General features: G+C 69.3%; 11 protein-coding genes and 1 pseudogene. 8 read left to right on the top strand and 4 right to left on the bottom strand.

The window, feature by feature from the left end:
* Nucleotides 1-71 precede the first annotated feature (71 nt).
* Nucleotides 72-1,115, top strand: a complete 1,044-nt coding sequence (locus D588_RS0106590) for a hypothetical protein (RefSeq protein WP_017915421.1) — start codon at nt 72-74, stop codon at nt 1,113-1,115.
* A 334-nt stretch (nt 1,116-1,449) separates the two neighbouring features.
* On the top strand, nt 1,450-2,160 hold the full coding sequence (locus D588_RS0106585; protein WP_017912470.1) for a response regulator transcription factor: 711 nt from the start codon (nt 1,450-1,452) through the stop codon (nt 2,158-2,160).
* Between the two features lie 74 nt (nt 2,161-2,234).
* Here D588_RS0106585 and D588_RS0106580 read toward each other — a convergent pair whose 3' ends face one another.
* The 4 genes from D588_RS0106580 to asnS are packed head-to-tail and all read right to left on the bottom strand — an operon-like array spanning nt 2,235 to nt 4,896.
* Complete coding sequence (locus D588_RS0106580) at nt 2,235-2,855, bottom strand: FMN-binding negative transcriptional regulator (RefSeq protein ID WP_017915420.1); 621 nt, start codon at nt 2,853-2,855, stop codon at nt 2,235-2,237.
* A gap of 7 nt (nt 2,856-2,862) precedes the next feature.
* Nucleotides 2,863-3,177 carry a hypothetical protein gene (locus D588_RS0106575; protein WP_017915419.1) on the bottom strand — a complete coding sequence of 105 codons (315 nt, stop codon included), beginning with the start codon at nt 3,175-3,177 and terminating at the stop codon, nt 2,863-2,865.
* Nucleotides 3,174-3,479 (bottom strand): hypothetical protein, encoded by a 306-nt coding sequence (locus tag D588_RS0106570; RefSeq protein ID WP_017907180.1) that lies wholly within the window; start codon nt 3,477-3,479, stop codon nt 3,174-3,176. Before D588_RS0106570 ends, D588_RS0106575 begins: the two co-directional genes overlap by 4 nt.
* Before the next feature lie 22 nt (nt 3,480-3,501).
* Nucleotides 3,502-4,896, bottom strand: a complete 1,395-nt coding sequence (gene asnS / locus D588_RS0106565; protein WP_017915418.1) for an asparagine--tRNA ligase — start codon at nt 4,894-4,896, stop codon at nt 3,502-3,504.
* 137 nt (nt 4,897-5,033) lie between these two features.
* Between asnS and D588_RS0106560 the strand changes: the two genes are divergently transcribed.
* The 6 genes and pseudogenes from D588_RS0106560 to D588_RS28450 all read left to right on the top strand — a co-directional run.
* The gene (locus D588_RS0106560; protein WP_017907178.1) at nt 5,034-5,381 is read left to right on the top strand and encodes an iron-sulfur cluster assembly accessory protein; all 348 of its coding nucleotides are present in this window, start codon (nt 5,034-5,036) and stop codon (nt 5,379-5,381) included.
* A gap of 367 nt (nt 5,382-5,748) precedes the next feature.
* The gene (gene rpsF / locus D588_RS0106555; protein ID WP_010342529.1) at nt 5,749-6,183 is read left to right on the top strand and encodes a 30S ribosomal protein S6; all 435 of its coding nucleotides are present in this window, start codon (nt 5,749-5,751) and stop codon (nt 6,181-6,183) included.
* Nucleotides 6,184-6,194: 11 nt separating this feature from the next.
* The gene (rpsR, locus tag D588_RS0106550) at nt 6,195-6,425 is read left to right on the top strand and encodes a 30S ribosomal protein S18 (RefSeq protein WP_002804494.1); all 231 of its coding nucleotides are present in this window, start codon (nt 6,195-6,197) and stop codon (nt 6,423-6,425) included.
* A gap of 191 nt (nt 6,426-6,616) precedes the next feature.
* Nucleotides 6,617-7,066, top strand: a complete 450-nt coding sequence (gene rplI, locus D588_RS0106545) for a 50S ribosomal protein L9 (RefSeq protein ID WP_010342531.1) — start codon at nt 6,617-6,619, stop codon at nt 7,064-7,066.
* A gap of 334 nt (nt 7,067-7,400) precedes the next feature.
* Complete coding sequence (gene smc, locus D588_RS0106540; protein ID WP_017915417.1) at nt 7,401-10,904, top strand: chromosome segregation protein SMC; 3,504 nt, start codon at nt 7,401-7,403, stop codon at nt 10,902-10,904.
* Nucleotides 10,905-11,018: 114 nt separating this feature from the next.
* A pseudogene (locus D588_RS28450) lies at nt 11,019-11,196 on the top strand (cell division protein ZipA); the annotation flags it as partial.

Below are 11,196 nucleotides of genomic sequence, written 5' to 3'. Positions count from 1 at the left end.
ACCCCCCCCCCGCCACTCCCTGATCCGCCGCGCGCAGGTGCCGGCCACCGTGTCCGTCCAGGAGTGATGCGATGAACGTCTGGATCAAGACGCTGGCCGGCGCCGCGTGGCGCCGGCTCACCGCGGCCCGCCGTGCCGGACCGCGGCTGCCGCCGCCGGGCATCCTGCCGCAACTGCGCGCCGAGTGCGAAGCGATGGCGCGCTATGCGCTGGAGCACGGCATGGCAGTGCCGCCGGAGCTGATCGCCCGCCTGTCGGCGCTGCTGGGCGCAGGCACGCCGGACGCCGATGGCGGCGACATCGAGGTGCACGCGCACGAACTGGCGGTCACCCACCGGCGACTGGCGCAACTGATCCGCCCGGCCACGCCGCAGGCGGTGTTCCTGCTCGATGCCGAGCGTCGCCGCCCGCACTGGGCGACCCTGCTCGGCCCGCTGCCGCTGGTGCGTGCGCTGACCACCACCTCGCTGCTGTTCCTGTTCGCGGTGGTGGCGACGGCCCTGTCCAGCAAGGTCAGCGCGGACAACGTGCGCCTGGGCTTCCTGGATTCCTCGGGCAGCGTGTTGCTGTGGAATGCGCTGTTCCTGCTGTTCTGCGCCGGCCTGGGCGCCTCGTTCTCCTCGCTGTTCCAGGTGCACCGCTATGTCGCCGACGCCAGCTACGACCCCAAGTACGACGCCTCCTACGGCGCGCGCATGATCCTGGGCCTGATCGCCGGGCTGATCCTGGTCGAAGTGTTGCCGCCGGATCTGTTCGAAAGCGGCAGCATGCGCAGTTTCGGCAAGCCGACCCTGGCGATGCTGGGCGGCTTCTCCGCGACCGCGGTGTACCGCCTGCTGCAGCGTCTGGTCGATCTGATGGAGACGCTGGTGCGCGGCGATACCTCGGCGCAGGCGCAGGCGTCGCTGGAAGTGCAGCGCGCCAGCAACGACACCGAGCGCATGCGCTGGCAGGGCGAGTTGGCCGCGCAGTTGATGGCCCTGCAGCAGTCGATCGAGGCCGGCACACCGCCGGCGGCGATCCAGCAGCGGCTCGCCGAGTTCGCCCGCGGGATGCTGCAGGTGGAAGCCGCGCGTCTGCCGCCGCCGCCATCGCCATCGCCGGCAGCGGAATGAACCCGCTGGCGCGACACCGGCGTATCGCCCGTGTTCCCATCATCGTTCGTCGGCGCAGGATTTCGTTCTGCGTCACAGCGCGTGCGCGGTAGCACGGGATTCTGTCTACGAACCGAGACGAATGCGGCAATCCGCACAAGTTCAGCCGTCGTCGCCATCCATATCAGCCTGAAGCCGATGGCCGCCATGACGCAGCGTGACAAGCTGAGAACGTAATGCAAGCGCAGGTTCAGCGCTGTCGCATCGAGTGAAAAAGGGGCGCGTCGCGCTGCAGGGGGACGCGGGTTGCCGCGCGGTCGCGCGTTGGGAGTTCCATTGCCAACACAGGTAGAGAATGAACACACGTATCGTGATTGCCGCCGAACGCAGCATCGTGCTGGAGGGCATGGTGGCCCTGCTCAACAACACGCCGGACATCGACGTGGTCGGCCACGCGGTCGACGGACTGGAGTGCGTGCAACTGGTGACCCGACGGCAGCCGGATATCGTGCTGATGGACGTGATGCTGCCGGGCCTCAACGGCATCGAGGCCACCCGCCGGCTGCTGCAGCGCAGCCCACGCAGCAAGGCGATCTGCATCGCCGCCTCCGATGCCGCGGCCAACGTGCGCGCCGCCATCGACGCCGGCGCCAAGGGCTACCTGGCGCGCAACAGCACCTTCCACGAATTGCTGCGCGCGATCCAGCAGGTCGGCAACGATCAGCTGTACATCAGCCCGCAACTGTCGCAGTCGCTGGTCAGCGAGTATCGCTGTCCGCCCGGCGATGCCGTCTCGGCCTACACGCTGCTGACCTCGCGCGAACGCGAGATCGTGCAGTTGCTGTCCGAGGGGCTGTCGACCAAGGAGATCGCCGCGCGCCTGCACATCAGCGTCAAGACCATCGGCACGCATCGCGAGCACATCATGCTCAAGCTGGGCATGCAGAGCATCGCGCAATTGACGCGCTACGCGATCCGCGAAGGTCTGTCGCCGCTGGAGGGAGGCAGGGCCAGTGCGCGCCATGCCGGGCACGACCGGCAGGGACCGGCCAGCCGGTGTGGGTGAGGCGGCGCACGCCGCCGCGCGTCCCGTGACGGTGCGCACAACTGCATGGTCGGCCGCGCTGGTGGCGGCGTGGTTCAGTCCGGACGTCGCGCATGCATCAGCGCCGCGACGGCCTGCGCGCCGGTGTCGGCCTGGCCCTGCAGCGCCTCGCGTACCGCGGCCTGGTTCGCCGGCGGATGGTTCTGGCTGAGCTTGAACTTCAATTCGACCCGCTCGACCTCCAGGCGGAAGCCGACGATGCCGCGCAACTGGCGCCGGTGCGCGTCGTTGTCCGGCTCGTAGCGCCAGTCGCTGCCCAGCGCGCGTTCGTGGCGTTCGCTCAGCCGCGCCACCACGTCGGCCAGCAGTGCTTCGTCGTCGCTGGGGTGCAGCTGCCCGTGCAAGTGCGCGGTGGCGTAGTTCCAGGTCGGCACCCGCGCCATCGCCTCCTTGTCCGGATACCAGCCCGGGGAAACGTAGGCATGCGGGCCGTGCACGATCAGCAAGGCCGGCCCGGCGTGCCGCGCCTGCGGGTTGGCCCGCGACCAATGGCCTTCGACCAGGATGCGTTCGCCGTCGCGCCGGTACAGCACCGGCAACGGCGTGGCGCATGGCAGGCCGTCGGCGACGGTGACCAGGGTGGCGAACGGGTGGTCCGCGATCAGCGCATCGAGCGCGCCCAGGTCGTGTTCGGCGAAGGCGGGCGGAACGTGCATCCCCGGATCAGGCGCGCGCGCCCAGGGTCTGGGTCATGCGCCCGCGCAGGCCGGCGTCGTCGTCGGCCTGCGGCGGCGCCACCTCGCCCAACGAGAAGCCGCGCGCCCGCGCATCGTCCTCGTCCAGGCCGTCGAAGGCGACGAATTCGGCATCGAACAGCGCCGCGCGGGCGGTGTCCTCGCTGTCGTAGCTGAGGGTGTTGCCGTCGCTGTCCAGCACCTCGGCGGTGCCGGCGTCGCGCACGCGCAGGCGTGCCCACACCAGCAGGCGGCCGAGGCTGGCCAGGTACCACTGATCGTGGGCGGGAGAATCTGAGGTCATGGAATCACCAGGGAAAGCAGCCAGAGCAGGGCGGCCATGCCCAGGCCGAAGAAGATGGTCATCAGCGACAGCCAGGCCGGCGTGGCCAGCCCGGACAATCCGCGGTCGCCGAGCGGACGGTAGCGCCGCGCCAGCAGCCAGCCGAGCGCGACCGGCTTGAGGAAGGCGCCCGGCCCGAACGCCGCCACCAGCGGCGGATGGCGGTCGCGGATGTGCACCAGGGTCAGCGGCCAGAAGATCAGGAACGCGCTGGCCCCGGCGATCGCCACGCCGACGAAGCACAGCGCGAAGAACAGGATCATGGCGCGCGCTCCCCGTGCCGGCTCAGAACTCGGCGCTGCCCGGCGCGCGCGGGTAGGGGATGGCGTCGCGGATGTTGCTCAGCCCGCACACGTACACCACCAGGCGCTCGAAGCCCAGGCCGAAGCCGGCATGCGGCACCGTGCCGTAGCGGCGGAAGTCGCGATACCAGCCGTAGTGCTGCGGATCCAGGCCGAACTGCAGCATGCGCGCGTCGAGCACGTCCAGGCGTTCCTCGCGCTGGCTGCCGCCGATGATCTCGCCGATGCCCGGGGCCAGCACGTCCATCGCCGCGACGGTCTTGCCGTCGTCGTTCAGGCGCATGTAGAAGGCCTTGATGTGCTCGGGATAGTTGGTCACCACCACCGGGCGGCCGACGTGCTGCTCGGTCAGCCAGCGCTCGTGCTCGGTCTGCAGGTCCAGGCCCCATTCCACCGGGAACTCGAACTTCTGCCCGGACTTCTGCAGCAGGCCGATCGCGTCGCCGTACTCGATGCGCTCGAACGGCGAGTTGATGAAGGTCTCCAGCTTGCTGATCGCGGTCTTGTCCACGCGCTCGGCGATGAACGCCAGGTCGTCGGCGCGCTCGTCCAGCACCGCGCGGAACAGGTACTTGAGGAAGTCCTCGGCCACGCGCGCGTCCTCGGCCAGGTCGGCGAAGGCGATCTCCGGCTCGATCATCCAGAACTCGGCCAGGTGGCGGGTGGTGTGGCTGTTCTCGGCGCGGAAGGTCGGGCCGAAGGTGTAGACCTTGCTCAGCGCCAGGCAGTAGGCCTCGACGTTGAGCTGGCCGGACACGGTCAGGAAGGTCTCCTTGCCGAAGAAGTCGCGGCCGAAGTCGACCTGGCCCTGCGCGTCGCGCGGCAGGTTGGCCATGTCCAGGGTGGAGACGCGGAACATCTGCCCGGCGCCTTCGGCGTCGGAGGTGGTGATGATCGGCGTGCTGATCCAGCTGTAGCCGTTCTGGTGGAAATAGCGGTGCACCGCCTGCGCCAGGCAGTTGCGGATGCGCGTCACCGCGCCGAACAGGTTGGTGCGCGGGCGCAGGTGCGCGACCTCGCGCAGGAACTCCGGCGACATCGGCTTGGGCTGGATCGGGTAGGTCAGCGGGTCCTCGACCCAGCCCACCACCTCGACCGCGCTGGCCTGGATCTCGTACGACTGGCCCTTGCCCTGCGACTTCACCAGCACGCCCTTGGCGATCAGCGAGCAGCTGCCGGTGAGCCGCTTGACCTCGTCGAAGTTGGGCAGGGCATCGGTCGCCACCACCTGGATCGGGGCGAAGCAGGAGCCGTCGGACACGTTGATGAAAGCCAGTCCGGCGGATCCGCGCAGCGTGCGCACCCATCCCCGCACCGTGACTTCGCCGCCTTCCGGGATCTTCCCGGCCAGCGCATGTGCAACGCTCACCACCGTCATGACTTGAATCCTCGCCGCAGCGACTCGATATGGAAGGGGCAAGTGTACTGGCTGGAGTGCAGCGCTTGCGAGGCGTGGCGGCGATTGGCCGCCAACCTTCCTATAATGTCCGCTCGCAGTCGCCGGAGTCGTTCGTCATGGCCATCCGTCTCACCCCCGTCGCCCATGCCCGCGTGCAGCGCTTCGTCGCGCAGACGCCTGGCGCGCTGGGCTTGCGTTTTGGCGTGGAGCGCACCGGCTGTTCGGGGTGGGGCCACGTCACCGACCTGGCGCGCGAGGCGCGTGCGGACGACGCGGTGTTCGAGCAGGACGGTGTGCGCATCTATGTCGATGCCACCAGCCTGCCGCTGGTGGACGGCACCGAGATCGACTTCGCCAAGCAGGGCCTGGGCGAGACCTTCGTGTTCCGCAATCCGAATGCCACCGCCGAGTGCGGTTGCGGCGAGAGCTTCACCACCGACGCCGCGCACGCCGGCGCGGCCTGAACGTCGCCGCTGCGGCGGCGCGACCTCCTTGTGGGATGAGCTCGAAGGCCGGGACCCGGGACCGGGGACCGGGGACCCGGAAGAGCGGCCCGGATGCGCTGCCTGGTGCAGGCGGGTTGAGGTATGTCGCCACGAAAGGCTGGTCGGCCTCGCTTTTCCGGGTCCCGGGTCCCGGGTCCCGGGTCCCGGGTCCCGGCCTCATCGAGTCAGGACATCACCCGGTCGCCCGTCACGGCACCTTGTCCACAGCGGCACTTCTACGCCATAATGTGCGGCTTCCTGCCTTCCCGGCGGGAGTCCTTGCCCCACCGCCTTCGCACCGCGGGGGGCTGTCCGGCCGCAAGGCCACATCCGAAAGGTACACACCATGAGTCGTCATTACGAAATCGTGTTCCTGGTCCACCCGGATCAGAGCGAGCAGGTCCCGGCCATGATCGAGCGCTACAAGTCGCTGGTCGAGAACGGCAAGGGCACCATCCACCGTCTGGAAGACTGGGGCCGCCGCCAGCTGGCGTACCCGATCCAGAACCTGGTGAAGGCCCACTACGTCATGCTGAACATCGAAGTGGACCAGGCCGTGCTGAGCGAGCTGGTCGAGAGCTTCCGCTTCAACGACGCCGTGCTGCGCCACCTGGTGATCAAGCGCGACGGCGCCGACACCGAGCAGTCGCTGATCATGAAGAGCAAGGACGAGAAGGCCGACAAGCCCGAGCGCGGTGAGCGCCGTCGTCGCGACGACGAAGAGGGCGATGCGCCCGCCGCCGCCACCGAAACCGACGGCGACGCCGCCGAAGCCGCCTAAGGAGCACGCTCATGTCCAAGTTCTTCCGTCGTCGCAAGTTCTGCAAGTTCACCGCCGAAGGCGTCAAGGAGATCGACTACAAGGATCTCAACACCCTGCGCCAGTACCTCACCGAGAACGGCAAGATCGTGCCGAGCCGCGTGACCGGCACCAAGTCCAAGTACCAGCGTCAGCTGGCCACGGCGGTCAAGCGCGCGCGTTTCCTGGCGCTGATCCCGTACACGGACAACCACGACGTTTAATTCCGGGCCTCCCGGAGCGATACGGCCCGCACCCTCCGGTGCGGGCATTCAAGCGAAGTCTGGCGATTAGAAAAGTGCGGTGCCGTCGGGCGCAATCCCGACTCCCCAATCCCCAATCCCGGCTTCTCCTATTCGGACAGCACCCGTTGCGCCGGCCGCGTGCCGACGCTAACGAATAACGGAGCAAGACCATGCAACTGATTCTTCTGCAGAAAGTGACCAACCTGGGCGGCCTCGGCGACAAGGTCGACGTCAAGCCGGGCTACGGCCGCAACTACCTGGTGCCGCAGGGCAAGGCCGTGCCGGCCACCGCCGCCAACATCGCCGAGTTCGAAGCCAAGCGCGCCGAGTACGAAGCCAAGGCCAAGTCGATCCACGACGACGCCGAAGCCCGCGCCGCCAAGCTGGAAGGCGCCAGCGTGACCGTCAAGGCCAACGCGTCGACCGAAGGCAAGCTGTACGGCTCGGTCGGCCCGCGCGACATCGCCGAGGCCTTCACCGCCGCCGGCATGCCGCTGGAGAAGGGCGAAGTGGTGCTGGGCGAAGGCGCGTTCCGCAACATCGGCGAGTACGAAGTGCTGGTGCGCCTGCACGCCGACGTGGAAACCACGGTCAAGGTCGTGGTCGAAGCCGACGCCTGATCCTTGCGTCATCGCTGTACCGACACGGGCACCGCAAGGTGCCCGTGTCGTTTTTGCCGACCGGCGCCGCCCTCGTCGGCGGGCCATGCGGCCCTGGCCGCACGCGGTCGGCGCAAGACCCGTCGGCTGCGAGTGCGACCGCCGTCGCATCTCCGTCGCCCGGCGCAGGCCGCCCCAGCCTCGCGCGGGGGCCGCTATACTCAGCAACTCGTGTCCGATGTCGGCCCGGCGGTGTAGCCGCATCAATGGGTTGGAAGCAGGACCTCACCTGGATCTTCATTAGCGGCAGCGCAGCTCGGAATGCCGGCGGCGTCTGCCATGGATTGCCTGCACCATGCGCCTGTCGACCATCAAGCTGTCCGGCTTCAAGTCCTTCGTCGATCCGACCACGCTGCATCTGCCGACCAACATGACCGGCATCGTCGGTCCGAACGGCTGCGGCAAGTCGAACATCATCGACGCGGTGCGCTGGGTGATGGGCGAAAGCTCGGCCAGCCGGCTGCGCGGCGATTCGCTGACGGACGTGATCTTCTCCGGGTCCTCGGCGCGCAAGCCGGTGTCGCAGGCCACGGTGGAACTGATCTTCGACAACACCGACCACACCATCGCCGGCGAGTACGCCTCGTTCAACGAGATCTCGGTCAAGCGCCAGGTCAGCCGCGACGGCAGCAGCAGCTATTACCTCAACGGCACCAAGTGCCGGCGCCGCGACATCACCGATCTGTTCCTGGGCACCGGCCTGGGCCCGCGTAGCTACTCGATCATCGAGCAGGGCATGATCAGCCAGATCATCGAGGCGCGTCCGGAGGACCTGCGCGTGTACCTGGAGGAGGCCGCCGGCATCTCCAAGTACAAGGAGCGGCGCAAGGAGACCGAGACCCGCATCCGCCACACCCGCGAGAACCTGGAGCGCCTGGGCGACCTGCGCGAGGAGATCGGCAAGCAGCTCGAGCACCTCAAGCGGCAGGCGCGCCAGGCCGAGCAGTACCAGGCGCTGCAGGAAGAGCGGCGGATCAAGGATGCGCAATGGAAGGCGCTGGAATACCGCGGCCTGGACGGACGCCTGCAGGGCCTGCGCGAGGCGCTGGGCCAGGAAGAGACGCGCCTGCAGCAGTTGATCGCCGAACAGCGCGATGCCGAGGCGCGCATCGAGACCGGCCGCGTGCGCCGCGAGGAGGCTGCCGAGGCGCTGAGCACCGCGCAGGCCGAGGTCTACAAGGTCGGCAGTACGCTGGCCCGGATCGAACAGCAGATCCAGCACCAGCGCGACCTGTCGCAGCGTCTGCACAAGGCGCGCGATGAGGCGCAGCTGGCGCTGGCAGAGCTCGGCCAGCACATCGGCACCGACGAGGCCAAGCTGGCCCTGTTGCGCGAATCGGTGGACGTGGCCGGCCCGCAGCTGGAGCAGCTGCAGGAAGACAACGAATACAAGCAGGAAGCGCTGCGCGAGGCCGAGGCGCGCCTGGCCGACTGGCAGCAGCGCTGGGAATCGCATCAGCGCAACACCGCCGAAGCCTCGCGTGCCGGCGAAGTGGAGCGCACCCGCGTCGATTACCTGGACCGGCAGTCGCTGGAGGCCGAGCGTCGCCGCGAGGCGCTGCTGGCCGAGCGCGCCGGGCTGGACCTGGACGCGCTGGCCGACGCCTTCGCGCAACTGGAACTGCAGCACGAGACCCAGCGCGCCGCGCTGGATGGCCTGATCGAGCAGGTCGAGGCGCGCAAGCAGGCGGTGGCGGCGCTGCAGGACCAGCAGCGCACCGCGCAGGCCGAACTGGCCGACGTGCGCAAGCAGGCGCAGGCCGCGCGCGGCCGGCTGTCGTCGCTGGAGACCTTGCAGCAGGCCGCACTCGGCCAGGAGCAGGGCGCGGCGGTGGCCTGGCTGCAGGCGCGCGGGCTGGATTCGGCGGCGCGCGTCGGCGAACGGCTCAACGTCGAGAGCGGCTGGGAGAACGCCGTCGAAGGCGCGCTCGGGCAGTTGATCGAAGGCGTGCTGGTGGAGGCGCCGGAACAACTGGTCGATGCGCTGGGCGAACTCGGCGAAGGCCGCATCGCCCTGGTCAGCGGCGAGGAGGCGGCCGAGACCTTCGCGCCGACCTCGCTGGCGGCCAAGGTGCAGGGGCCGATCGCGATCCGCCGGCTGTTGGCGCGGCTGCACGCGGCCGAGGATTTGAGCGCGGCGCGCGCGCTGCTGCCGCAGCTGGGCGAGGGCGATTCCATCGTCACCCGCGATGGCGCGCGCCTGGGCCAGGGCTGGCTGCGCGTGTCGCGGTCCGGCGCGGCCAAGCAGGGCGCACTGCTGCGCGAGCGCGAGATCCAGAGCCTGCGCGGCCAGATCGAGACGCTGCAGGAGCGCGAGGCCGATCTCGAACACCGCCTCGGCGAGATGCGCGCGCAGTTGCTGGCCGGCGAGCAGCAGCGCGAGGACGCGCAGCGCCAGCTGTACCAGGCGCACCGCAGCGCCTCCGAACTGGCCGGTCAGTTGCAGAGCCAGCAGGGCAAGGTCGACGCCGCGCGCACCCGCATCGAGCGCATCGAGCTGGAGGTCGCGCAGCTGCTGGAGACCCTGGACAGCAGCCGCGAGCAGGCGCGCGAGGCACGCTCCAAGCTGGAGGACGCGGTCACCAGCATGGGCGACCTGGAATCGGTGCGGCATGCGCTGGAAAGCGAGCGCCGCCAGCTCACCGAGGCGCGCGACCTGGCCCGCGACGCCGCGCGGCGGGTGCGCGAGGCCTCGCATGCCCTGGCTCTGACCCTGGAGTCGCAGCGCACCCAGATCGCCTCGCTGAGCCAGGCGCTGGAGCGCATGGGCAACCAGCGCGGGCAACTGGACGCGCGCCTGGGCGAACTCAGCGCGCAGTTGAACGAGGGCGACTCGCCGGTGCTGGCGCTGGAGGCCGAACACCAGGCCGCGCTGAGCGAGCGCGTGCGCACCGACCGCGCGCTCGGCGAGGCGCGCGCGCTGCTGGATGGCATCGACAACGAACTGCGCGCGCTGGAGCAGACCCGCCAGCAGCGCGACGAACAGGCGCTGGCGCAGCGCGAACGCATCGCCCAGCGCCGGCTCGACCAGCAGGCGCTGGTGCTCAGCGCCGAGCAGCTGTCGGCGGCGGTGGTCAAGGCCGGCTTCGTGCTCGAGGACGTGATCAACGGCCTGCCCGAACACGCCGACTCCGCCGAGTGGGAGCAGGCGGTGCAGCAGATCGATGGACGCATGCGCCGGCTGGAACCGGTCAACCTGGCGGCGATCAGCGAGTACGGCGAGGCCGCGCAGCGCGCCGAGTACCTGGAAGCGCAGGACGTCGACCTGAATACCGCGCTGGAGACCCTGGAAGACGCCATCCGCAAGATCGACCGCGAGACCCGCGGCCGCTTCAAGGACACCTTCGACCGGGTCAACTCCGGCGTGCAGGCGCTGTATCCGCGCCTGTTCGGCGGCGGCCACGCCTACCTGGAACTGACCGGCGAGGACCTGCTGGACACCGGCGTGGCGATCATGGCGCGGCCCCCGGGCAAGCGCGTGTCCAGCATCTCGCTGCTGTCCGGCGGCGAGAAGGCGATGACTGCGGTTGCCCTGGTGTTCGCGATCTTCCAGCTCAACCCCGCACCGTTCTGCCTGCTCGACGAGGTGGACGCGCCGCTGGACGAGGCCAACGTCGGCCGCCTGGCGGCGATGGTCAAGGAAATGAGCGAGAAAGTGCAGTTCCTGTTCGTCAGCCACAACAAGGCGACGATGGAGGCGGCGCATCAGCTCAGCGGCGTCACCATGCGCGAGCCCGGCGTCAGCCGCCTGGTCAGCGTGGACCTCGAGGAGGCCGCGCGTTTGGCGGGCGCGGCCTGACGTGACATGCTAAAGGACGTGATGCGCGTCGAGGCTTGGTTCCCGCGTTGGCGGACCCGATGCGCACCCGCCAGTTATTTTCCCCCTGTGTACCCTTGCCGGAGTAACCCCTGAATGTCCGACATGGCAATGCTACGCATCGGCATCCTCGCCGCCGGCTTGCTGTTGATTGCGGCGATCTTCCTGTTCGGCCGCCCGAAGAAACCGAGCCAGGGCCGGCGCGTGGAGCCGGCCGATCCGGCCGCGCCGCGCCGCGAACCCTCGCTGGGCGACGCCGCCCCGGCGGTCGGCG

Origin of the sequence: Xanthomonas sp. SHU 308, assembly GCF_000364645.1 — a bacterium.
Classification (GTDB): domain Bacteria; phylum Pseudomonadota; class Gammaproteobacteria; order Xanthomonadales; family Xanthomonadaceae; genus Xanthomonas_A; species Xanthomonas_A sontii.
The sequence above is the reverse complement of the archived record's forward strand: the minus strand, read 5'-3'. Positions and strand labels throughout refer to the sequence as shown.